Below are 22,696 nucleotides of genomic sequence, written 5' to 3' on the forward strand. Positions count from 1 at the left end.
GGTGGCGACGTCAGCGGGATCCCTGAGGCGCGGCAACGCCGCCGCGAGGCAGATACCCGCCGCGCGGGACGTTCGTCGAGCAGAAGATCCGGAAGTCGAGCGGGCCGCCGGGGGGCGCGATATCCACCACGCCGCACGCGTGAAGCAGGTGCTGTATCGCCGATATGACCTGTCCGTCGGGGTCCTGATCGATGACGATGTCCATCTTGCCGGTTTCGATGTAATCGCGATGCCGGTCGAGCATTTCATGCGTGACCCAGACCACGCGGCCCTCCGCGCCGCAGGTCCGTAGCGCGGCCTCGACGCCCGCCGAACCGTATCCGCTGTTGTAGATGCCGGCCACGTTGCCCTCTCCGAACGCCTTGAGCACCGCCCGATAGCATCGATCGGGATCGTCCAGCGTCTCGATGCCGGCGCCGTCGACAGTCAGCTCGGGAAACGTTTCCGCGAGCTGCAGGCGGCATCCGAGCATGCGGTCGCTGTGCACCCGGTAATCCTGGCGGCCGCACAGCAGCAGCACTCGGCCGGGGTGCTGCGCCAGACGGCCGACGAAATACCCCGCGGTCCGCCCCGCGCACAGGTTGTCGATGCCGGCGTAATGCACCCGCGCGACGTCGGTCATGTCGGTCACCATCGTGATCACCGGCTCCCCGCGCTCGATCACGGTGCGCAGCGCGGTCTGCACGCGCGGCGTGTCGCGCGTGGTCACGATCAACCCTCGGCGGTTGTACGGCGGATGGAGGATCGCGCGCGTGATCACGTCGTCGTCCGCTTCCGGCAAGATCGTCCGGTGCACGACGATCCGCTTGTCGAGCATCTGCATCGAGCGTTCCAGCGCGAGATTGAGCCGTCTGAAGAACGGCGTGGTGTTGCGGGGCAGCAGCACGTCCACATGGATCAGGCCGTGCAGGGTATCGGGCAGGATGCGGGGAACCTCGAGCTGCCGGGCCGCCGCCACGACGCGCGCGCGCGTGGCGGCCGACACGCTGCCGCGTTCGTTCAGCACGCGGTCGACGGTCGTCGGACTGACGCCGGCGGCCTGTGCGATTTCGACAAAGCGGGCCGTGCGCTTGCGGCGCCTCGTGGTGGGCGGATTGGTCATGTCGGGGCTCCATGGCCATGAGGCGATGCCTGGAAGGCAGGCGGCCGCGCGCATTGCCGCGATTGACGAAAAAACGTCAATTCTTGTGTGGATGAGAGTTTTCTCGACCGCTATCTTTCTGTCAAGCCTTCCTCGGCGCCGCCTGAGCGGCGTCGGAAACCGGGATTCAGCGACCGCATGCGCCCGCCATGGTTCGCAATCCTCTTTGAATCTTCAGAGGTCGCGTTGCCGCCAGCATGAGGATCCCGCGAACGATCGACGCTCCGGTTTCCGGATCGGAACGGAACGGAACGGCCGGGGCGGCGGTTGGCGCGGCGTTGCCCGGGGATTTGACCGGATCAGTCCGCGGACGAGGCGCCGAAGGTGGAAGTGTGTCACGCGGCATGAGGCAAGCGCGGCACGGGACGGCACGCGCGAAGGTGGCGCGTCGTCTTCGCCGCGCAAGCGCGCGAATTCCGAGCCGCACAGTCGATTGCTCTATTGTTTACCCTGGGGACGTTTGATGACCGAAGTCTTGCGATTTGCGCTGAACCGCATGAGTGCGCCGCGCCTTGCGCTGCCGGAGTTCGTCGCGCTGTGCCGCCGGCTCGGGATCGATGCGATCGAGATACGCAACGATCTGGCGGGCGTGGAAATCGAGGACGGCACCGCCGCCGCCGACATCGGCGCCGCGATGTCGGCGGCCGGGCTGACGATCCTGTCGGTGAACGCATTGCAGCGTTTCGACCAGTTCGATGCGGCGCGCGCGAGCGAAGCGCGCGCACTGGCCCGCTTCGCGGCGGAGTGCGGCGCCCGCGCGCTGGTCTTGTGTCCGACCCACAGCCGCCGGGACACCCGGTCGGCCGATTCGCGATTCCGCGATCTCGTCGCCGCGCTCAAGCAGCTGAAACCCATTCTCGACGATCACGGCCTGTCCGCGCTGATCGAACCGCTCGGTTTCGAGGCGTGCGCGCTGCGGCGCAAGTCGGACGCGGTCGGGGCAATCCGCGAGGCCGAGGGCGAGCGGCACTTCAGGCTCGTTCACGACACCTTCCACCATCACCTGGCCGGCGAGGCTCTCTTCTTCCCGGATCTCACGGGGCTGGTGCACGTGTCGGGTGTCGACAACGCGGATCTGGCGGTCGGCGCGATGCGCGACAGCGATCGGGTGCTGGTCGGCGCGGCGGACCGGCTCGGCAATGTCGAGCAACTGAATACGCTGTTCGCGCGCGGCTATCTCGGCCACGTGTCGTTCGAACCGTTCGCCGAGGAGATCGCCGCGTCGAACGACATCGAGCGCCAGCTCAGGGCGAGCATCGACTACCTGCGCGCGGGGGTCGATCCGACGCATCGGCGCGCAGCCGCGTGAGCGGCGCCGCGATGCGCGGGACGCCGTCGAGTGCGGCAGCAGGATCAGGATTCGCTGAGTCATCCGGCGCCCGGTAACGCGCGTCGTCGCGCTCGAATCCGCCGGGCGCAGGCAGAATAAATACGATCAGGAGACGATCCATGAACTATCTGCGCAGGCTGATGCTTGCCGCTTCGCTGGCGGCGCTCGCCCCGGCCACGGCGCTCGCGAACACCACCGTCGGCGTGTCGATGGCGCATTTCGACGACAATTTTCTGACCACCGTGCGCGAGGCGATGACGGCGGAAGGCAAGCAGAGGCACGTCAGTCTCAACGTCGAGGACGCGCAAGGGGATGTCGGCAGGCAGGTCAGCCAGGTCGAAAGTTTCGTGGCGCAGCGGGTGGCCGCGATCATCGTCAATCCGGCCGATGCGTCGGCCACCAAACGCATGACCGATGCCGCCCGCAAGGCCGGGATTCCGATCGTCTACGTCAACCGCAAGCCCAACGAGCCGATGGGGAACGGCGCGTACTTCGTCGGCTCCGACAGCCTCGTGGCCGGGCGCCTGCAGATGGATTACCTGGCAAAGAGGCTGGGCGGGCGCGGTAAGATCGCCGTCATGCTGGGCGAGCTGTCCACCGACGTGACGCGCGATCGCACGCGCGGCGTGCGCGAGGTGGTCGCGCGGTATCCCGGCCTGAAGGTGGCGGCCGAGCAGACGGCCAATTTCGACCGGAGCCAGGCGATCGATCTGATGAGCCAGTGGCTCAGCGCGGGCAAGAAATTCGATGCGATCGCGGCGAACAACGACGAGATGGCGCTCGGCGCGCTGCTGGCGATGAAGCAGGCGGGCGTGCCGCCGACATCGATCCTGGTGGGCGGCGTGGATGCGACGAAGGATGCGCTGTTCGCGATGTCCAGGGGCGAGCTGGCGGTGACCGTGTTCCAGGACGGCAAGGGACAAGGCCGGGCGGCGGTCGATGCCGCGGTGCGGCTGGCGGGCGGCGACCGGACGGTGCCGGCGGAAAACTGGATTCCGTATCAGCTCGTCACGCCCGACAACTATCGGAGTTTTCTGAACAAATAACCGGTCCGATGGAAGTGAACGCAGGGACGGTTCGCTTCGTTCGCCGCGAGGTCTTGAAGGAGCCGCCGTCATGCCGGATTACAGCGTTACCGCCAGTGCGGATCGGCCGGCGCCCGGCCCGATCGAGCCGGCCCGCCCGCCGCTGCTTGCCGCGCGCAACGTGCGCAAGGCGTTTCCGGGCGTCGTCGCGCTCGACGATATCTGCATGGACATCCATGCCGGGCGGGTGCATGCGCTGATGGGCGAGAACGGCGCGGGCAAGTCGACCTTGATGAAGATCCTCGCCGGCGTGCACGCGCCGGACGGCGGCGCGCTGTATTTCAAGGGGCGGCCCGTTAGGCTGCAATCGCCGCGCGACGCGCTGGATCGCGGTATCGCGATGATTCATCAGGAGCTGAATCTGCTGCCGTTGATGACGGTCGCCGAGAACATCTGGATTCGCCGCGAACCGCGCAACCGGTTCGGCCTGATCGACCACGGCGAACTGAACCGCCGCACGCGAACGCTCTTCGCCCGGCTCGCCATCGAGATCGATCCGCATGCGCAACTCGGCAGCCTGAGCCTTGCGAACCGGCAAATGGTCGAGATCGCGAAAGCGGTGTCGTTCGATTCGGATCTGCTGATCATGGACGAGCCGACGTCCGCGATCGCCGAGGCGGAGGTCGAGCACCTGTTCCGGATCGTCGGGGCGCTGAAGGCGCAAGGCAAGGCGGTCATCTACATCACGCACAAGATGGACGAGGTGTTCCGGATCGCGGACGACATTTCGATTTTTCGCGACGGCCGCCACGTCGTCACGCGTCCCGCCGCTGCGTTCACCAAGCGGACCCTGATCGCGGCGATGGTGGGCCGCGAACTGACGCAGATCTTCCCGAAGCAGACGGCGGACATCGGCAACGCCGCGCTCGAAGTGCGCAATCTCGGGCGCCGGGGTGCGTTCTCCAACGTCAGCTTCGAGGTTCGCTACGGCGAAATCCTCGGCATCGCGGGCTTGATGGGATCGGGGCGCACCGAAGTGATGGAAGCGATCTTCGGGGTGGCTCCTGCGGACGAGGGCGAGTTGCTGTTCGACGGCGCCCGGCGGTCGATCCGCACGCCTCGCCAGGCGATCGCCGCCGGCGTGGCGTTTCTGACGGAGGACCGGAAGGACTCGGGACTGTTCCTGCAATTGTCGGTCGGCGAGAACATGGCGATCGCGGCACTGGCGCGTCACTGCAGATGGGGTTTCGTCCGGCAGCGGCCGCTCGACGCCGCGTGCGCCGATTTCTGCCGGCGCCTGAAGGTCAAGACGGGCGGGCTGCACGAGATCATCGAGAATCTGAGCGGCGGAAATCAGCAGAAAGCGCTGCTCGCGCGCTGGCTGCTGAACGACCCGAAGATCCTGATCCTCGACGAGCCGACGCGCGGCGTCGACGTAGGGGCGAAAGCGGAAATCCATGCGCTGATCTCCCGGCTGGCCCGTCAGGGTGCCGCGATCATCATGATTTCGTCCGAGTTGCCCGAGGTCATGGGAATGAGCGACCGCATCGTGGTGATGTGCGAGCGCACGGTCGGCGGCATCGTCTCGCGCGATGCCGCGACCCAGGAGGCGATCATGACGCTGGCCTCCGGCGAGTCGCTTTGATGGAACCGACAACGACAGGAAGACAGGAGATGGATGTGCGCAACCCCGCTCTCGACCCCCCGGATCTGGCGGCCTCCGCGCCGCGAAAGTGGCGCCTGCCCCAGGAGGCGGGCATCCTGTTCGTGCTGGTCGTCATCGCGCTGGCGTTCGAGGCGCTCGGCTGGATCGAGCGCGGCCAATCGTTTCTCTACAATCCGCAGGGATTGTTGATCATGGTGCTGCGCGTGTCCGAGATCGGTCTGATCGCGGTCGGCGTGACGATGGTCATCATCGCCGGGGGGATCGATCTGTCGTCCGGCTCGGTGGTCGCGCTGTCCGCGATGCTCGCGGGCAGCCTCGCGCAGACGGCGGCCTTCGGTTCGACGATCTTCCCGGGGGCGGCGGACCTGCCGGTGCTGGTCCCGGTATTGGCGGGCGTGCTGGCGGGCGGCCTGTGCGGCTTGCTCAACGGCGTGCTGATCGTGCGAACCGGCGTGCCCGCCTTCATCGCAACGCTCGGCATGATGGTGTCCGCGCGAGGGCTGGCGCGCTATTACACGCACGGGCAGCCGATCAGCCTGTTCACCGACGGTTACTCGGCCATCGGCAGCGGGGCGAAGCCGGTGGCGATCTTCCTGCTCGCGGCATGGGTGTTCCACGTGGTCCTGCGCTACACCCGCTTCGGCAAGTGTCTGTACGCGATCGGCGGCAACGTGCAGGCGGCGCGCGTATCGGGCATTGCCGTCGGGCGCAATCTGATCGCGGTGTATACGATCGCCGGTTTGCTGACGGGGCTGGCGGGCGTGGTGGTATCGGCTCGGGCGCAGACCAGCCAGTCCGGCATGGGGCTCTCGTATGAGCTCGACGCGATTGCCGCCGCCGTCATCGGCGGAACCAGCCTCGCCGGCGGAGCGGGACGGATCACCGGCACCGTGATCGGCGCGTTGATCCTCGGCGTGATATCCAGCGGCTTCACGTTCCTCGGCATCGATTCGTATATCCAGGAAATCGTCAAGGGCGGCGTGATCGTCAGTGCGGTGATCGCCGATCAATACCGCAAGCGTCGCGGGCGCTGATCGGCGGTCGGGCCGGCGGGGGGCGAGACGGGCCGCGTATGTATGGGTACGACCAGCGCCTGGAAGTGCTGGGCGGCAAGGGCATGCTGCAGGCGGGCAATCTGTGTCCGGTCGAGGTCGTGTCGTCCCGTTCGGAGGGCGTGTCGTCCGATTTGCCGGAGCCGTTTTTCCTTGAACGCTATCGCGTCGCGTACGCGGCGGAGATCGCGCATTTCGTCCACGCCTTGACCTGCGACGAGCCGGCGCGCACGACGATCGACGATGGCGTGAAAGCGCTGGAGCTTGCCGAACCGGCCATGCAATCGTGGCGCCGCGGATCCGCGCTCGATGTCTCGCGCGGATGCCGGACGGTACTCGATTGGCGTTCCTGAATCGCGCCGCGTTTCGGCTCGGCCGGAGCGAGGCGGCTGCGGTCCACCTGCGCGTCGGCATGCGGATCGGGCGTGTCGGGAAACCCGAAGAGGAGGGGACGCTTGCACGTCACCCTCCCGCCATTCAATGGATGACGGACGCGTCGATCCCCAGGCTCGGACAGAAATGCGTCGCCGCCAGTCCGGCATTCTGCGTGCTCCGGTTGCCGGATGCGTCCGACGTCGGAGGATCGATGAAAATCCTCGCGTTGCCGGCGCCGGCCGGTGCGGTGAAGGTGATGGAGATCTTCCACCAATTGCCGGTCCTTACCGAGGTCGCCGAGGTGATCGCGCCGTTGCCCCAGGTTCCTCTCGTGACCTTGCCGGTGGCGGTATTCACGACCCACGCGAACTCCGTATTGCCGGCGTCGTCGGTCTGCACCGACCCGCCGGGGAACACCTTGACGGAAGGATCGGACGTGCCGAGCACGTAGTCGGTGAAGGTGTAGGTCTGGCCGCCTTGCACCTTGACCCACTGCTTGATGGCCGAAAAGGGACTGCCGCTGGCATTCGACACGACCGCCGCGTTGGAGGTGACGCCCGAGATGTCGACGGCCGACGAGAGCGCCCTGCCGTCGACGTTCCCGCTCCAGACCGAGGTATCCGTGAGGCTCAGCGGCAAGTTCACCAGGTTGTTGGCATAGCATGCGGCGGCGGTCCCATCGCGCGGCGGGCCGTAGAAGCTCTGGATGCTGCTCTGGATCGCGTTGTCGGTCGCGGCGGACGTGGCCTTGGCGAGCAGCGCGCCTTCGAAGAATTGCACGGGTGCGATGCTGGCGTCGCCCCCTTCGCCGAGCGACAGTCCGCCTTCCCATTTCCCCTTGAAGTTGTAGCCGGCATCGTTGCCGAAATTCCTGGCGCGAGGCGGGGCTTGATTGAATAGCGACGTGAGCGTGGGCTGCGTGGCATCGCCGCCCTTCACGGCGAAGTAGTTCGCGGCATTTGCCGGAGAGTACTTGGCGAGCACGGTGAAGAACGATTCCGTGGAGGGGCGCTGCGGGCCGTAGAGCCAGACACCGGCTTCGGCGTCGACGCCCGCCCAGTTCACGTTGGCGTTGTTCGCCGCATCGCTCTTCCCAACGAAATCCTTGTAGTTCGTGCCGGGGACGTATCCCTTGCCGTAGCCGTCGGTGGCCCACGCGCCGCTCGAAAAGGCCAGGCCGAACATCAGGCCTTCCACTTGGTTCTGCTTGTTCGGATCGTAGTTTCCCTCCATGTTTCCGTAAGTGCCGCAGCAGGTGGAGGGCTGGCTGTACTGCGGATTCACCACCATGTAGGCCGCGATCTCGCTGTCGCCGATCGATTGATTCACGGTGCCCACGCGATTGCGGTACGCATTCCCGCCGATCATCTTGAGCGTGGGAATTCTCGTGCCGTTTCCGAGCGACTCATAGTTCAACGGCGTATAGGAGAAATCCTTGGTGTTCCCCGCGTCGTAGTGGCCGCTCAAGCCGGGCAGGTCATTGCCGACCGTCACGTTCTGCGTCGCCGGAAACGTATTGCCGTCCTCGAACGGTCGAATGAATTGAATGGTGAGCGTCGGACCCGACGGCAGCCTGAGCGTGGCAAAGCCGTTCGTCACCGGGACCGTCGTCGACGGTTTGCCCGGGGGGAGAAGCGTCAGGGATCCGGACGTCTTCGTATCGAGCTTCAGCGTTCCGGGGACATTGCCGAAGCTTCCCTTCAGCGCGGCGATCAGATCGATCTGATCGTAGAGATACGTGACCACGCAACTCGTACTCGCACAGAAGCGATCGAGGCTTCCCACGTTGGTCGACCCGATCAGCTTGGCATCGGCGCCGGCCGGCAGGGTAGCGGCGGTATAGGGATACACATCCTGGGTTTTGCCGTCCGATTTCCGCTGCACTTGAAACAGCGGCCCCGTGTAACTCCCCGTCAGCAAACGGACTACGCTATGCGCGGCCGAACACTGGGTGCCGGCGCCGGCCGCCGCGTCGCAGGGCAGCGGAGTCGGCGCGCCGGCCGCGCCGGCGGTGGCGGCATGGGCCGATTGACCCGCCATGCCCAACGGCAGGATCGCGCCGACGAGCAGCGCGGGCACGAGTCCGCCGAGCAGACGAGCGGCCCTCGGGGCGGCCTTCTTTTTCAGTAACGACTCCATGGATATCCCCTCCATTCCGGACGATCAGTTCATTTAGACATACTGAGTATTGATGGGATGGAATACCGCTCCGCGCGGCATGATTCCATCGACAGGATGCCGAATCATGTGGGTCGTGACGGCAGGCTGCCGAAGCAATAGTACAAGCGGGTAAACTTATTGCAAATATTATTACTATAGTGTTTACCCGTATTATTACCTAGACGAACGAGGTAGCCCGAATGGCCGATCGCGGCTCAGTCGCCGGTGAACGCCCAATCGAACAGTTCGCGCCGCGTGCGTATGCCGAGCTTGGCGAAGGCGCGTTGCTTGAACGAGTCGGCGGTGGACAACTTCACGTCGAGATGGGCCGCGGCTTCGGGGAGGGTGCGGCCGCTCAGCAGCAGCCGGCAGATATCGTGCTCGCGCCGCGACAGCCGTATCGCCTGGCGGGCGACTCGCGCATCGAAGCGGGCGGGCGGCGCGGCGCATGCAAGGGGCGACGGCGCGACCCGCAGCGCCGCACACGTGCGCGCGTTCAGCTCCGCCAGCGGGAACAGGAGGTCGGCCATTTGGCGGAACTGGAACAGTTCGCCGGTACTGAAGCGCGCCTGATCGCTCGTGCGCGTGAGCGCGATCGCGTACTGGATGTGCGCATTGCCTCGCACCAGCACGCATTCCTGCGCGATCCGTGGTTCGTCGAAGAAGCGGCGCCGGAATTCGCCGTCGGCGAGGCCGCCCACGTGCCGTTGCAGCAGTAGCGTGCCGCTGCGGCCGCGCACCGGGAGGAACAGCGGATCGGTGAGCGCGTAGTCCCGGTAATAGAGGTCCATCAGCGTGCATAGCTCGGTCTCGCGCGAACCGCCGCTGCCGAGCCATTCGACCCGGTAGCCGGAGGCACTGCCGGGATTGATCCGCCAGCGCTCGAGATGGACGGCGTCGCCGGGGATCTGTCCGGTGACGAGCGACGCGACCGCGCTGGCGAATCCGGACGAACCGATCGCATCGATCGCCGCGCCGAGCATGGTCGGGTTCAGGCCGATCGGGTGGTAGCCGGGATCGCGCGGGTCGGAGGGGAGAGCGTGCATGGCGGCATGGGCTGATCGCGATGCGTCGATGCTACGCGTGTCGCGCACGGCCGTCTGTCGGGAAACAATTCGACGCGCGGCGGCCACGCGGAGAAAACGCGGTTGCCCCCGTGCCGGGGGGGCAGACCGGCGGCGCGAGCCTCCCTATAGTGAACGGCATCCCGTCACGTTCGACCAAAGGCCTGTCATGCATACGGAAACGGCGCGAACCGCAATGGAACCGGCGGACTTCGTCCTGACGCGCGCCACGATCTACACGGTCGATCCCCACCTGCCGTGGGCGCGGGCGCTCGCGGTCCGCGACGGGCGGATCGTTTATGTCGGCGACGAGGGCGGCGTGCTCGGCTACGTCGGCTCGCATACGACCTGCGTGGATGCGGGCGGGCGTCTGGTGCTGCCGGGTTTCGTCGAGTCGCACTGGCACTTCGAGACCACCGCGTTCGCGTTCCAGGCGTTCGTCAACTTCGAGGACCCGACGCAGGTGCTCGACGCGCTGCGTGCGTACGTGGACGCGCATCCGGACGAGCCGGCCATCACCGGCATGGGCTGGATCCAGGCGACGATCCCGGCGGCGCTGCTGCGCAAGGAGACGCTCGACGCGATCTGTTCCGACCGGCCCGTGTGCCTGCTGTCGACCGACTTCCACACCATGTGGGTGAACTCGAAGGCGCTGGAGATTGCCGGCATCGATGCGGATACGCCGCCGATACAGGCGGGAGCCAGCTGGTTCGACAAGGATCCCGTGACCGGCGAGCCCACGGGCGTGGTGATCGACGGCGCCGCGTACGCGTTGCTGATGCGCAGGATCAGCCGCGCGGGTTATCTGCCGTCGGGAATCGACCTGTACCTGCGGTCGATCCCGCCATGGCAGGACAAGCTCGCTGCCGCCGGTGTAACGACCGTGTTCGATGCGGGTTTTCTCGACGCGGGCGGCGACCAGTCGCTGCTGTACGAGACCCTGCAGACGCTGGAGCGGGCCGGGAATCTGAAACAGCGCGTCGTAGGCAGCGTCGCCGTGGTCGGCGCGATCGAGGACCCGGTCGGCACGCTGGTCGCCTATCGCGAGAAGTACGACACGCCGCTGGTGAAGGCGCGCGTGCTGAAGCTGTTCCTCGACGGTACCGAAACCAACCACACGGCCTACCTGCTCGAGCCCTACGCGGACCGCCCGGATACGCGCGGCGCGCCGACGATGCCGGCCGATACGTTCAACCGTTACCTCGCCGAAGCGGATCGCGCGAACGCGAACGTCATGGTTCACTGCGTGGGCGATGCCGCCGTGCGCATGGCGCTCGACGGCTTCGAGCGGGTGAATCGCGACAACCCGCCGCGCGACCGCCGGCATGTGATCACGCATGCGTTTCTCACGCACCCGGACGATATTCCCCGGTTCCGGCGCGCGGGCGTGATGGCGAACACGCAGCTCCAGTGGGGCGTGGTCGACCGTTACAGCGAACGCCTGCGCGAGCACTACGGTTTTTCGCGCTGGAGCCGCATGTACACGTTTCGCAGTTTCATCGAGCAGGGCGTGACGGTATCGATCGGGATGGACGGCCTCGCGTGTCAGTGCCGTTGCCAGCACCGGCCGCTGGAGCATATCGAGTCGGGACATACGCGCCAGTTGGCCGGCGAGCCGGACGCGGCCGTGTTTCCCGATATCGCCGAGCGGCTCAGCCTGCCCCAGTTGATCGCCGCCTACACCATCCACGGCGCGTATCAGCTCGGCATGGAGCACGAGATCGGCTCGCTGACGGTGGGCAAGCGCGCGGATCTGGTCGTGCTGGAGGACAACCTGTTCGAGACGAACCAATACAGGATCGGCCGCATCGACGTCGCGCTGACGATGATGAACGGTGACGTGACGCACGCGAATGCCGGGTTCGGCGCGCAAGTCGGCCTCGACATGCGGCGCGGCCGTTCGCGCGCGGCCGCCGATGGCACATGACGCGGTTTGCCACCGGGAGGCGAGAGGCGTCGAGTGCGCGGCGCGAGTGTCGAGCGGGACAGGAAAACCGACGGAGGGCAGGCCGATGGATGCGTCGTGGAAAAAGCGAGCGGGCACGATGTTCGTGGCGTTCGCGCTGATGAGCGGGGCGGCGAGCGCGGCGGATTCCGTCGTCCATGTCTACAACTGGGGCAATTCGATCGGCAAGACCACGATCGCCGATTTCGAGAAGGCGACGGGCATCAAGGTGGTCTACCAGGAGTTCGACGCGAACGAGACCCTGCAGGCGAAGCTGCTGTCGGGGAATGCCGGCTATGACGTGGTGGTGCCGTCGGATATCTTCTGGGCGCGGCAGTTGCAGGCCGGGATTTTCCAGAAGCTCGACAAGTCGAAGCTGCCCAATCGCGCGCTGCTCGATCCGGCGATCATGACCATACTGGCGGCGGACGATCCGGGCAACCAGTTCGGCGTGCCATGGGCCTGGGGGACCGACGGGCTCGGCTTGAACGTCGAAAAGGTGAAAGCCGCGCTCGGCGCGGAGGCGCCGCTCGACAGCTGGGCGCTGCTGTTCGATCCCGAGTACGCGCGGAAGCTGAAGGGCTGCGGCATCTCGATGCTCGATTCCCCCGCCGATGCGTTCGGCGTGGCGCTGATCTATCTGAAGAAGGATCCGAATACCGCGAGCCCGGCGGACTACCAGGCTGCGTACGAGTTGCTGAAGCGCGTGCGGCCGTACATCACGCAATTCAATTCGAGCGGCTATGTGAATGATCTCGCCGGCGGCGACATCTGCGTCGCCCTGGGCTGGTCGGGTGACGTCAACGCCGCCCGGCTCGCGGCGGCGAATGCGCGCAAGCCGTATCGCATCGCCTATACGATTCCGCGCGAGGGGAGCGTGCTGTGGTTCGACATGCTGGCGATCCCGAAGGATGCGCCGCACCCGGATGCGGCGCACGCGTTCATCGATTTCGTGCTGTCGGCGCCGCAGAGCGCGAACCTGACGAACGACACCTTCTATCCGACGGCAGTGCCGTCCGCGAAACAGCGCGTGCGCGCGGAAGTGACGGCCGACCCCGCTGTATTCCCGCCGTCCGATGCGTTGCGCAGGCTGAGTCTTAGCAAACCCATCCCGGCCGATCTGACGCGCCTGATGAACCGGCTCTGGACCAAACTCAAAAGCGGATAGGCCGCTGTCCGCGGTAGGCGGATCGGGTGTCGCGACGCGGGACAGGGGATAGCGCTCGCGCGGACCGCGCGGTTTCGCGCCTCAAGCGCAAGCGGAGGTCGTCGCGCAGCAGGCGGCGGCGCGACCTGAGCGTCTATGGCGAAGCGCGGTCGGCGTTTGGATGCCGGTCCATGCCGTCCCGTTGTGATCCATCGTGGCGCCGCGGACCTCATCGCCGTGCGCTTTCTTCCCGGCAACTCCTCCGTCCGCTTTTCCCGATTGCGCGTGCCGCATCGCAGAAGATTGCCGCCGGAAAGCGCCGGCCGCGATCGCGCGTCCCCGACAATGCCGGCTTAAGCATTTCTCGCCTCGAGAATTTACAAAAAAATACAGACGGAAAGGCGTCATTTTCGTCAAAACGACGAAAACATGTATCACTATGACGAAATTCGAGCATTTCATCGACTAAACCGCCGTTTGCAAAAATGCTTGCGGCGTGTAATGTGTCGGCTGATTCTGGTGGTGATAAAAATCTGAGGGGATTTCCGCATTCATGACACATCGATGTCTGAAGCGGGGGTCGATTATTAGAATAAGCAGACGGGGATGACCGTGATAGAAAAGCACCAATTTTCAAAAGAAATTCGCGATCGATTAAAACCTTTATTTGCACTGAACAACTGGCGGGGGCCACTCGAACTGACAGGGGACTATCTATGCATGGCCGCCGCGATTTACGCGGCGCAATGGTCGATGTGGTTTTACCCGTTGGCGGTGCTTGTCGTCGGATCGCGTCAACGGGCGCTGGCTTCGCTCCTGCACGAATCCTGTCACAAGACGTTCTCGCGCCACCGCGGGCTGAACAACTTCATCGGCCGCTGGCTGGCCGGCTACCCGATCTTCCAGAGCCATGCGGCCTACGTGAAGTCGCATGTCCTTGATCATCATACGTTTCTCGGCGACGAGACCCGCGACCCCGACTATATCCAGTACGTCGAAAGCGGTTTGTTCGAGGTGCGCGATCGCCTCGATTTCGTAATTCGTTTCATATTCAAGACGCTATTTCTGCTGAATGTGGCGAATTATCTGCGATATTTGCTGATCAATCGGCTCGGAAAGGATTCGATCGATAGAAGAACATTGACCGAGCTGGTGGTGGCTCAATTAGCCATATTCGCACTGTTCTCCGTTACCGTCGGTCCGGTCGGATATATCTTGTATTGGTTTATCCCGCTGATCACGACATTTCAGGTGATCGGGTGGTTTACCGAGATATCCGAGCATTATCCTCTGATCCGGACAGCGCGCAGTACGCTGACGATTACGCGCAATCGTTTTCCCCATGCCGTCGAGCGTGCATTTATCGGCATGCACGGCGATAACTATCACCTCGTGCACCATCTGCTCGCAGGTATTCCGTTCTGGAATCTGCGGCGAGCGCACGCGATCCTGCTCGACGATCCGGCTTACGCCGCCGCGAACCGGACGTCCGGCGGAATCTTCACCGCACCCGCCGGCCGGCGCTCCGCCATTCGTTCGATTCTCGACGAAATCCGCGTTTCCGCTCCGCTTGATTCCACTGTCGATTCCCGTCAAGGCGCCTGAATGACCATGAACAACGAAATCCATACCCTTGCCGCTGCCGCCTTGAAAGGCCTTGCCGCCAATCCTCGATACGCGCGCAGCTTCCGCGAAAGCGATGCGCTGCGCCAGTTGCTGCACGCGCCGGCCAGCCGTTACATCGTGGCCGGCGAAGCCGGGACGGCGATCGACCGGATGCGGATGCTGGCCGCGAAAGGCTATGAGATCGGTCTCGAGTATGTCGGCGAGAACGTGACGGACCCCGACGAGGTGACGCGCATCGAGTCGCAGTACCGGCAACTGATCGACCGGCTGCCGCAGGGCGGCCTGGGGCGCCGGACCGAACTCAATTTCGACCTCAGCAATGTCGGGTTGCTGATTTCGCGCGATCTGGCCGAGGAGGTGACCGGCCGCATCGTCGCGGCCGCGGCGAAGCAGGGGGTGTTCGTGACGCTCAGCATGGAGCGGTTCTCGATGGTCGACGACATTCTCGCCGTATTCCACCGGCTGTCCGCGTCGCACGCGAACATCGGCATCACCTTGCAGGCGTATCTGCACCGCACGCCGGAAGACCTCGACGCGGTGACGCGTTCCGGCCACAAGGTCCGGCTCGTGAAAGGCGTCTATGCCGAGATCCCGGAGCGGGCGCTACCCAGGTCGCCCGCGCTCGACGATCGCTATCTCGAGCTGGCCGCCCGCCTGACCGAGGCGGGGGTGGACCGCAGCTTCGCGACTCAGGATCCGGCGCTCATCGAGCGCCTGATGCGCAACGGGCTGCTGGGCGACGGCGGCGAAATCGAGATGCTGCACGGCGTGCAGCCGACCCGCTTGCGCGATCTGCGTCGCGACGGCGTGACATGCCGCGTCTACGGCACCTTCGGCGACAACTGGTACCTGCATTTCCTGCATCGCCTCGCCGAGGCGCCCGAAACCGTCCTGCAGGCGCTCGCGGACATTCAGGACCCCGCGCGGGTCGTGTTCGGGGCCGATTACTGACATGCGGCCGATTCATTTCAATACCGCCGGCGCGGGGCTCGCCTCGCCGGCGGTCGCCGAAACGATGGCGGCGTATCTGAACGCCGAGTTCGAGCACGGCGCGTACGAAGCCGAGCAGATGCACATCGATGCGTTGAACGCGGTCAGAGCCGGCGTGGCCGGCCTGTTGAATGCTCCGTCGAGCCGCAACGTCGCGCTCTTCGACAGCGGCACGCGCGCGTGGCTGACCTGTGTGAATGCGATCGGCGAATGGCGCGGCGGCGGCAAAGTGTGGACCACGCCTTATGAATACGCCGGCAATCTGCTGGCGCTGCGCGCGCTATGCGCGCGGCACGATCTGCGACTGGAGGTCGTGCCGCTGATCGAAAACGGCGATCTCGATCTGGCGTGGATCGAAGCGCATGCCGACGATACGCTGCGCCTCATGAGCGCGGTTCATCTGCCGTCCGGTTGCGGGATCGTGCTGCCGGTGGCGAGCATCGGCGAGATCCTGCGCCGCGCGAGTCCGAATGCGCTTTACGCGGTCGACGCATGCCAGTCGGTCGGCCAGCTCGACATCGACGTCGCGCGGATCGGCTGCGACCTGCTCACGGCGGCGGGCCGGAAATTCCTGAGGGGCCCGCGAGGGACGGGCTTCGCGGTGCTGTCGTCGCGCTGGCTCGATCGGCTGGGCGATCATCCCGTCGATCTTCACGCGGCCGAAATTCCGGCGCTCGACCGGTATCGCCTGTTCGACGACAGCGCTCGCCGGCTGGAGTTGAGCGAGATGCATATCGCCGCGCTGATGGGCCTGAAAGTGGCCGTCGACGAGGCGCGCGGCCAGGATCTCGCCGCCGCGCGGCAGATCTATGTGGCACTATGCGAGCGCCTGGCGCGGCACGACGACATCACGCTCCTTCATCCGGGATCGGCTCACAGCGGCATCGTGAGCTTCGTGCACCGGAAGCGCACGCCCGTTGAAATCGTCGAGCGCCTGCGGGCGTGCCGGATCAATGCGTGGAAGATCACGGGCAACCATACGCCGCTGTATCTGGGGGCGAAGGGCATCGATACCGCCGTTCGCCTCTCCGCGCATTGCACGAACGCGATGTCGGATATCGACGCGCTCGAACGCGCGCTATCCTTTTCATCGTGACGCGCGCACCGGTTCGCCGTACCGAGGGCACCGGATTGTCCGGATCGGAACCGGCTCATCACAATCACGCAGTTCGCTTCAAGGAAGGGGAATCCAATTGATGGAAACGAACGGACGCTTGGATGGCAGGGCGCTCGCGGCAATCGGCATCGCATTGCTCACGTGGTCGTCGTCGTATGCGGCGATCGCGTATTGCCTGGATGTCTTCACGCCCAGCGAGATCGCTTTTTCGCGTCTGCTGATCGCGGCCGTCTGCTTTGCGGCGCTGTGGTGCGTCAAGCGCTTTCCGCTGCCCGCCGCGCGGGAGCTGCCGAGCATCGCGGTGTTCGGCATCCTCGGATTGACGGTCTACCACCTGTGCCTCGCCTACTCGGAAACGCGTATCCCGAGCGGTACCGCGGCGATTCTGATTTCACTGTCTCCCGGCGCGACCGCGTTGCTGTCGGCACTCTGGCTGCGCGAATCGATCGGAATGGTCAAGGCGGCCGGGTTTGCCGTCGCCCTCGCGGGCGTCGCGCTGGTGGTGATCACGAGCGGCCACGGCTTCAGCATCGAGCCGGCCGCACTGTGGGTGCTGGTCAGCGTCGCCGGGCTTGCCGTCTACTCGGTCGGGATCAAGCCGATCCTCGGGCGCGTCGGGTCGCTCGGCGTCACGGCCACGGCGTTCCTCGCGGCCACGATCGCGGCCGCGCCGTTCGGCGCGCCGCACCTCGTCACCGCGATCGCGGCCGCTTCGGCGCCGCATCTCGCGGCGCTGGGCTGGCTCGGCGTGGCGCCCACGTTCGTCGGCTACATCGCGTGGAATTTCGCGCTGCGCCGCTCGCCGGCTTCGCAGGTCACGAGCTTCCTGTACCTGTCGCCGCCTCTCGCGATCCTGATCAGCTGGATCTGGCTCAGCGAGAAACCGTCGTGGATCACGCTGGTCGGGGGAGGCATCACGCTGATCGGGGTGGCGCTCGTCAATACGCGTATCCATGTCGGCGGGGCCGCCGGCGCGCGCGCCGCCGTGAATCGACCGGTCGCCGGCCGGAAGTAGCGGCCGCCTCGAGGCGCCGTATTGCCGGGGGCCGCTTCACGGGACGCCGCGACGCCGCGACGCGGGCGTGCCGCACAGGCGCGGATGAGCCGCGCGCGTCAGCCGTCGCTATGACACTCGTCGAGCAGCCAGTTGGCCAGGGAGTCGGCGCCCGCCTCCGGACGGGCGTCCTCGTTCTCCACCAGCACATAGCTGCCGGACGCCACGCTATAGCCGTCGAACAGCGTCACGAGACGGCCTTGCCTGATGAGCTCGTCGACCAGCGGGCGTCGGCCGAGCGCGATCCCGTGGCCTTCCACCGCCGCCTGAATCAACTGATCGTACTGCGTGAAATACAGCGCGGCGGCGGGCTTGAGCCGGGGCTCCCCGGTGAAGTGGCGCCACGAGTACCACGGCCAGTCGGTTTGCGCGTCGCCGATGTGCAGCAGGGTATGCCGGCAGAGGTCGGATGGATCGTCGAGCCCGTGGTCCACCGACTCGGCAATGGCGGGACTGCAAACGGCCACGACGTGTTCCTCGAACAGCACATGTGCGTCCGCCAGCAGCAGATGCGGGGCGAGATAGCGCACGGCGAGATGCGAGCGCTCCTGCCTGGGCGTGTCGATTTCGCTGCCGGCGCACACCCATACGTCGATGTCCGGGTATCTCAGGCGGAACGATCGCAAGCGCGGGATCAGCCACAGCGCGGCAAACGGCGCGGTCGTCGAGAGCGAGATCAAGCGGTGTTCGAGACAGGAAGAAAAATCGACGATGGACGCTTCTATCTCCGCCAGTCCCAACGCGACGGTTCGGTAAAGCTCGTGCCCGTCGTTCGTGAGCGTCAGCGAGCGGCAGTCTCGATGGAATAGTTCGAGGCCCAGTTGCGCCTCGATGGCCTTCACCTGGCGGCTGATCGCCGATTGGGTGAGATTCAATTCCTGCGCCGCCTTGGTGAAACTCAGATGACGGGCTGCGCATTCGAACCCGCGCAGGAAATTCAATGAGGGCAGATGCCTCAATCGTTTTGGGCGCGTCATATTACGACCTCTTGTATTCAACTTTTCGATTGCCGGTGCGGGCTGTCCAGACCCGCTTGGAGATGACTCACGGTTGATTGGAGTGGATCGGGCTTGCGGAAAACAGGCGAGGCGCTTCCGGATGAGGCGATGGAGTGTTCCGGCTGCGAAGCCGCTCATGTCGGAGCGATGGGCGCCGGGCCCGAAGGGTGTCCGTCAGGGACCGTTCGCCGGCGTGCGCCGGTGCGACGGTCGATGCGGGCGCGAGCGGATGCGTGAGAGGCGGTGGCGGCGAGCGGTTTCTGAATGCTTCGACATTTGAGGTTCACTCTTTACTGAGGCAGCGCGGCTTTCGTTATGTCGCGATCGTCCCTGGGATCGGTGTCCGTCGGTTCGGACAGAAAAAATTGGTCAATGTGCAGTATTCGGATGTTTTTTTAATTTATACCCGTTGTGCAGGGGAATTTTTTTCTCTATCCCCGGCGATTTATGCGTTTCCGGAAAATAGCGTTCTATGCCGAAATGCTTCTGTAATGTCCGGGAAACGCGCCGCCGCGACGAAGCGTCGGAGACCTTGGGGTGCGGGATCTGCGGGGCGGTGAGGAACGGCTGAATTGAACGCGGCGGCGGTTGAGCCGCCGGCGGCCGGGCAAGAAGGCGGGAGGACGGCCCGCGAGATCGGGGCGCGCGGCGCCGAGGCGGGCGCCGGAGATTTACCGCGTCTTTTTCTTCGCGGGCCGCTGCGATGCGGCCGTCATGCCGGCCGGCGGCGCGGCGCGGGTCTGCTTCGCGCGGCTGGTCTTGACGGTGACGGGCGGGACGTCGGCCGCCGGGGGCTGCGGCGGCAGCGACGGAAACTCCGGGCACAGATCGTCGAACAACTGCAACGTATTGACCGCGATCAGTTCGGCCGGACCGTTCCCCACGTTCGCGAGACGGTGCCGCTGATGCGCGTCGAAGTGCAGGGAGTCGCCGGGGCCGAGCTGGTATTCATTCCGACCGACCGTGTAACGGACGCATCCCGAGAGGATGAATGCGAATTCGTCGCCGCTGTGCGCGACCCATTCGGAGCAGTAGCCCTCCATCATCTGCACCTTGACCGCGTTGAGCTGGCTGCCCGAGAAGGAGGTCGACAGGCGCTCGTAGCGCTGCTCCGTCGCGCGGATCGCATACGATTCGCGGCTGCCCTGGTGAGAGTCCGGCCGGTCCTGGCGCGGCTGGTCGAGCAACGCGCCGAGCGGCACGTTCAGCGCCTTGGCGACGTTGACGAGAGACGAAATCGAAATGCCCGTCAGGTTGCGCTCGACCTGCGACAGGAATCCGACGGAGAGGCTCGCGTCGGTGGCCACTTGAAGCAGCGTCTTTTTTGACTCGCGGCGCAGGCGGCGAATGCGTCCGCCGATGTGCATGAGGTCCGAATCCATGAATCTCCCACGAGGCGACAATGAGCTGACGTATCGATGCGGGCGCGTTCCCCGCGCGCCGACGCACCCGTCTGAGCTTGATGCAAAGGTCGTCCCGACGACAATGCCCGAGCATTGTACAGCGCCGGATTTTTTTCTCGCATCTCGGCGCCGGCGTGCGGGAAGGCCGGGCGAGATCCGCTTCCGAGAATTTTAGTCCCACTTAAATTTTAGCTTGACGTAAATTAAGGCCGGTTGTAACTTTTTCATCATCTTCGGGCGGCAGTACAACGACAACACGGACCCACGATGATCGATCGACTGAAATACCACTTCTCCGACCTTGCCCCTTATCACGCCTCGATCGCCGACACGCATGCCGGGCTGTCCGTGCTGATGGATGCACGCGGGCTCGATGCGCTGGTCGTGACGGCGCAGGACGAATTCCTGAGCGAATACTTGCCGCGCGGCAACAATCCGCGCTACGCGCTGAGCGCGTTCGACGGCTCGGCCGGCAACGGTCTTTTCCTCAGCGAGGCCGCCGCGCGGCGGCTGGGGCTCGCGCAGCGGTTCGTGCTGTTCGTCGACGGCCGTTATCACCTGCAGGCCGAAACGCAGTGCGACGCCGCGCGGGTGCGGGTCGAGAAACTGCCGCTCGGGCTCGGTATCTGGGATGCGATCGCCGGCTGGCTCGTCGAGCGGGCGGCGCAACTGCGCTCGATCGGCTACGACGCGCTGCGCGTGAGCGTCGCCGAACGCGAGCGCCTGCTGGCGGACACCGCCGATGCGGATTTCGCGTGGCACGCGCTGACGGCGCGCGAAGTGGATCGCGCGATCGGCCTGCAAGGCTGGCGGATCGACCGGCCGATCTTCAGCCTGCCGCCGTCGATGACCGGGGCGAGTGTCGCCGAGCACATCGGCGCGCTCAATACGCGGCTGCGCGCGAATCTCGGCCGCGACGATGCGGCCACCTGCTTTCTCACCTGCGCGGCCGACGATCTCGGCTATCTGCTGAACAGCCGCGGATATCACGTCCCGCAGGCGTCGTCGCACCTCGGCTACCTGTTCGTACTGGGCGAAGCGCTCGTGCTGTTCCTGCCGGAAGGCTGCGAAGCCTGTCCCGTCGAGCTGGCGCCGTATCCGTCGCTCCAGGTGGTGCGCGCCGATCAGGCGGAACTGGCGCGCGTGCTGAGCGGCTTCGAGGTCGACACGATCTGCTATGGCGCGCCGGCGGTGAATTGCGCGTTGCCGGATTTCGTGAGCGGGATCTGGCCGACGGCGCGGCACGTCGATTTCAGCCCGGTCGAGGCGCTGCGGGCAAGCAAGACGCCGGAAGTGCTCGACCATTTCCGCGACGCGTTCGCGCGCAGCTCGGCCGCGATCGCCGAGACGATGCGCTGGGCCAAGAGCGGAGCGGGCGATGCGGCGCCGTCGGAAGTCGATCTCGCCCGCCGGATCAACGATGCGTACGGCGCACGGTCGGCGGTGGCGCTGACCTTCACGACGATCGCGGCGAACGGCCCGCACAGCGCGATCGCGCACTACACGGCGGCGGATCCGGATACCTTGCTGACGGAAGGCGAACTGGTGCTGATGGACAGCGGCGCGTACTACGAGGGCGGCTTCGCGACCGACTGCACGCGCGTGGTGCTGCGCAAGACTCGGTCCGGCACGAATGCGCAGCCGTGGCAGAAGGAAATCTATACGGTGGCGCTGAAGGCCGCGATCAAGGGGCTGGTCACGCATTTTCCGGCGCAGGCGAAGGGACACGACGTCGACGACGCCGTGCGTTCGGTCTGCCGCGCGCACGGCTACGACTTCGCTCACGGCACCGGCCACGGCATCGGCATCCACGTGCACGAGGGCGGAGTGCGCTTCAGTCCGGGCTCGCCGTACGGGCTGGTGCCGGGCGCGGTGATTTCGGTCGAGCCCGGTATCTACCTCGCGGGCAAGGGCGGCGTGCGGATCGAGAACGTCGTGATCATCCATCCGTGCGCGAGCGAGCCCGGCAAGGTGGAGTTCGAGAACATCGTCTCGGTCGGCTACGACTGGGATCTGATCGATCTGGATCTGCTGACCGGCGACGAGCGCGACTATCTGCGCGATTACGAGCGCGCGTGTGTCGAGCGGGGCACCGCCGTGACCGCGTGTCCGCTGCTGTAGCCGCCGCCGGAGCGGCACCGGCGCCGCCCGTCGCTTGACTCAGATCAACGCGTCGGGCGCGCCGGCGGCGATGATGGGAACAGGCGGCCGGGCTTGCGCCGGCACCGTGCGATCGCGGTGCCGGCGCAAGCCCGGCGCTCATCCGTTCATCGCAACCCGGAGGCCGTCATGGTGCGCAAGCAATCTCGGATCGTATTCGCGGCGATCGCCGTTTTCGTCGCGCTGTTCGGGCTGGCGGGGGCGGTGCATGGCCTGCTGTTCGACAGCCATCCCGGTGTCGTCTACAGCGTGGTCGCGATCGNTCTCGGATCGTATTCGCGGCGATCGCCGTTTTCGTCGCGCTGTTCGGGCTGGCGGGGGCGGTGCATGGCCTGCTGTTCGACAGCCATCCCGGTGTCGTCTACAGCGTGGTCGCGATCGCGGCGGCCGTCGCCGCGTTCGTGATCCTGCTGAACCCCGCCGGGAAAGAAGAGGGGTGACGC

17 protein-coding genes and 2 pseudogenes are annotated in these 22,696 nt (G+C 65.7%); 14 read left to right on the forward strand and 5 right to left on the reverse strand.

All coding sequences use genetic code 11. The annotated features are described in order from the left end of the window. Positions 1–10 precede the first annotated feature (10 nt). The gene (locus RZR99_RS26440; RefSeq protein WP_323122735.1) at positions 11–1,102 is read right to left on the reverse strand and encodes a LacI family DNA-binding transcriptional regulator; all 1,092 of its coding nucleotides are present in this window, start codon (positions 1,100–1,102) and stop codon (positions 11–13) included. Between the two features lie 502 nt (positions 1,103–1,604). Here RZR99_RS26440 and RZR99_RS26445 point away from each other — a divergent pair. The 5 genes and pseudogenes from RZR99_RS26445 to RZR99_RS26465 form a co-directional block, all read left to right on the forward strand. Further along, positions 1,605–2,450, forward strand: coding sequence for a TIM barrel protein (locus tag RZR99_RS26445; protein WP_323122736.1), 846 nt, complete (start codon positions 1,605–1,607; stop codon positions 2,448–2,450). A gap of 140 nt (positions 2,451–2,590) precedes the next feature. Further along, positions 2,591–3,517, forward strand: coding sequence for a sugar ABC transporter substrate-binding protein (locus tag RZR99_RS26450; RefSeq protein ID WP_323122737.1), 927 nt, complete (start codon positions 2,591–2,593; stop codon positions 3,515–3,517). 70 nt (positions 3,518–3,587) lie between these two features. After that, positions 3,588–5,141, forward strand: a complete 1,554-nt coding sequence (locus RZR99_RS26455; protein ID WP_323122738.1) for a sugar ABC transporter ATP-binding protein — start codon at positions 3,588–3,590, stop codon at positions 5,139–5,141. Between the two features lie 29 nt (positions 5,142–5,170). Beyond that, entirely contained in the window at positions 5,171–6,196 is a 1,026-nt protein-coding gene (locus RZR99_RS26460; protein WP_323122739.1) for an ABC transporter permease, read from the forward strand. A gap of 41 nt (positions 6,197–6,237) precedes the next feature. Further along, positions 6,238–6,567: pseudogene (locus RZR99_RS26465) on the forward strand (Gfo/Idh/MocA family oxidoreductase); the annotation flags it as partial. 124 nt (positions 6,568–6,691) lie between these two features. Here RZR99_RS26465 and RZR99_RS26470 read toward each other — a convergent pair. Together RZR99_RS26470 and RZR99_RS26475 are read right to left on the reverse strand one after the other, a co-directional pair. Continuing rightward, positions 6,692–8,728: an arabinofuranosidase catalytic domain-containing protein gene (locus RZR99_RS26470; protein ID WP_323122740.1), complete on the reverse strand. Its 2,037-nt coding sequence runs from the start codon at positions 8,726–8,728 to the stop codon at positions 6,692–6,694. Between the two features lie 236 nt (positions 8,729–8,964). Then, positions 8,965–9,795, reverse strand: a complete 831-nt coding sequence (locus tag RZR99_RS26475; protein ID WP_323122741.1) for a helix-turn-helix transcriptional regulator — start codon at positions 9,793–9,795, stop codon at positions 8,965–8,967. A gap of 214 nt (positions 9,796–10,009) precedes the next feature. On the opposite strand from RZR99_RS26475, the gene RZR99_RS26480 reads away from it, so the two are divergent. The 6 genes from RZR99_RS26480 to RZR99_RS26505 all read left to right on the forward strand — a co-directional run bounded on the left by RZR99_RS26480 (position 10,010) and on the right by RZR99_RS26505 (position 17,653). Next, positions 10,010–11,740, forward strand: a complete 1,731-nt coding sequence (locus tag RZR99_RS26480) for an amidohydrolase (RefSeq protein ID WP_323122742.1) — start codon at positions 10,010–10,012, stop codon at positions 11,738–11,740. 85 nt (positions 11,741–11,825) lie between these two features. Then, a complete protein-coding gene (locus tag RZR99_RS26485) occupies positions 11,826–12,926 on the forward strand; it encodes a polyamine ABC transporter substrate-binding protein (protein WP_407655501.1) in 1,101 nt (366 codons plus the stop codon). 585 nt (positions 12,927–13,511) lie between these two features. Next, positions 13,512–14,510 carry a guanitoxin biosynthesis L-arginine gamma (S) hydroxylase gene (gene gntB, locus RZR99_RS26490; RefSeq protein ID WP_323122743.1) on the forward strand — a complete coding sequence of 333 codons (999 nt, stop codon included), beginning with the start codon at positions 13,512–13,514 and terminating at the stop codon, positions 14,508–14,510. Further along, positions 14,511–15,482, forward strand: a complete 972-nt coding sequence (locus tag RZR99_RS26495) for a proline dehydrogenase family protein (RefSeq protein ID WP_323122744.1) — start codon at positions 14,511–14,513, stop codon at positions 15,480–15,482. 1 nt (position 15,483) lies between these two features. Next, the gene (locus RZR99_RS26500; RefSeq protein WP_323122745.1) at positions 15,484–16,617 is read left to right on the forward strand and encodes an aminotransferase class V-fold PLP-dependent enzyme; all 1,134 of its coding nucleotides are present in this window, start codon (positions 15,484–15,486) and stop codon (positions 16,615–16,617) included. Positions 16,618–16,735: 118 nt separating this feature from the next. Further along, on the forward strand, positions 16,736–17,653 hold the full coding sequence (locus RZR99_RS26505) for a DMT family transporter (RefSeq protein WP_323122746.1): 918 nt from the start codon (positions 16,736–16,738) through the stop codon (positions 17,651–17,653). A gap of 98 nt (positions 17,654–17,751) precedes the next feature. On the opposite strand, the gene RZR99_RS26510 is transcribed toward RZR99_RS26505, so the two are convergent. Together RZR99_RS26510 and RZR99_RS26515 are read right to left on the reverse strand one after the other, a co-directional pair. Beyond that, positions 17,752–18,669, reverse strand: coding sequence for a LysR substrate-binding domain-containing protein (locus RZR99_RS26510; RefSeq protein ID WP_323122747.1), 918 nt, complete (start codon positions 18,667–18,669; stop codon positions 17,752–17,754). A gap of 692 nt (positions 18,670–19,361) precedes the next feature. Next, on the reverse strand, positions 19,362–20,072 hold the full coding sequence (locus tag RZR99_RS26515) for a helix-turn-helix domain-containing protein (protein ID WP_323122748.1): 711 nt from the start codon (positions 20,070–20,072) through the stop codon (positions 19,362–19,364). Positions 20,073–20,360: 288 nt separating this feature from the next. Between RZR99_RS26515 and RZR99_RS26520 the strand changes: the two genes are divergently transcribed. From RZR99_RS26520 to RZR99_RS26530, 3 genes and pseudogenes are all read left to right on the forward strand, one after another. After that, a complete protein-coding gene (locus tag RZR99_RS26520; protein WP_323122749.1) occupies positions 20,361–22,214 on the forward strand; it encodes a M24 family metallopeptidase in 1,854 nt (617 codons plus the stop codon). A 168-nt stretch (positions 22,215–22,382) separates the two neighbouring features. Beyond that, positions 22,383–22,463 (forward strand): annotated as a pseudogene (locus RZR99_RS26525) (DUF2964 family protein); the annotation flags it as partial. A 59-nt stretch (positions 22,464–22,522) separates the two neighbouring features. After that, positions 22,523–22,693: a DUF2964 family protein gene (locus RZR99_RS26530; RefSeq protein WP_323122756.1), complete on the forward strand. Its 171-nt coding sequence runs from the start codon at positions 22,523–22,525 to the stop codon at positions 22,691–22,693. Positions 22,694–22,696 lie beyond the last annotated feature (3 nt).

This window comes from Burkholderia alba (assembly GCF_034721475.1).
Classification (GTDB): domain Bacteria; phylum Pseudomonadota; class Gammaproteobacteria; order Burkholderiales; family Burkholderiaceae; genus Burkholderia; species Burkholderia alba.

What these genes read in the sequence shown, in the direction of transcription:
- RZR99_RS26445 (WP_323122736.1), top strand. Translation starts at nt 1,605, where the DNA reads ATGACCGAAGTCTTGCGATTTGCGCTGAACCGCATGAGTGCGCCGCGC.
- RZR99_RS26450 (WP_323122737.1), top strand. Translation starts at nt 2,591, where the DNA reads ATGAACTATCTGCGCAGGCTGATGCTTGCCGCTTCGCTGGCGGCGCTC.
- RZR99_RS26455 (WP_323122738.1), top strand. Translation starts at nt 3,588, where the DNA reads ATGCCGGATTACAGCGTTACCGCCAGTGCGGATCGGCCGGCGCCCGGC.
- RZR99_RS26480 (WP_323122742.1), top strand. Translation starts at nt 10,010, where the DNA reads ATGGAACCGGCGGACTTCGTCCTGACGCGCGCCACGATCTACACGGTC.
- RZR99_RS26485 (WP_407655501.1), top strand. Translation starts at nt 11,826, where the DNA reads ATGGATGCGTCGTGGAAAAAGCGAGCGGGCACGATGTTCGTGGCGTTC.
- gntB (WP_323122743.1), top strand. Translation starts at nt 13,512, where the DNA reads ATGACCGTGATAGAAAAGCACCAATTTTCAAAAGAAATTCGCGATCGA.
- RZR99_RS26510 (WP_323122747.1), bottom strand. Translation starts at nt 18,669, where the DNA reads ATGACGCGCCCAAAACGATTGAGGCATCTGCCCTCATTGAATTTCCTG.
- RZR99_RS26475 (WP_323122741.1), bottom strand. Translation starts at nt 9,795, where the DNA reads ATGCACGCTCTCCCCTCCGACCCGCGCGATCCCGGCTACCACCCGATC.
- RZR99_RS26460 (WP_323122739.1), top strand. Translation starts at nt 5,171, where the DNA reads ATGGATGTGCGCAACCCCGCTCTCGACCCCCCGGATCTGGCGGCCTCC.
- RZR99_RS26440 (WP_323122735.1), bottom strand. Translation starts at nt 1,102, where the DNA reads ATGACCAATCCGCCCACCACGAGGCGCCGCAAGCGCACGGCCCGCTTT.
- RZR99_RS26470 (WP_323122740.1), bottom strand. Translation starts at nt 8,728, where the DNA reads ATGGAGTCGTTACTGAAAAAGAAGGCCGCCCCGAGGGCCGCTCGTCTG.
- RZR99_RS26520 (WP_323122749.1), top strand. Translation starts at nt 20,361, where the DNA reads ATGATCGATCGACTGAAATACCACTTCTCCGACCTTGCCCCTTATCAC.
- RZR99_RS26495 (WP_323122744.1), top strand. Translation starts at nt 14,511, where the DNA reads ATGACCATGAACAACGAAATCCATACCCTTGCCGCTGCCGCCTTGAAA.
- RZR99_RS26515 (WP_323122748.1), bottom strand. Translation starts at nt 20,072, where the DNA reads ATGGATTCGGACCTCATGCACATCGGCGGACGCATTCGCCGCCTGCGC.
- RZR99_RS26500 (WP_323122745.1), top strand. Translation starts at nt 15,484, where the DNA reads ATGCGGCCGATTCATTTCAATACCGCCGGCGCGGGGCTCGCCTCGCCG.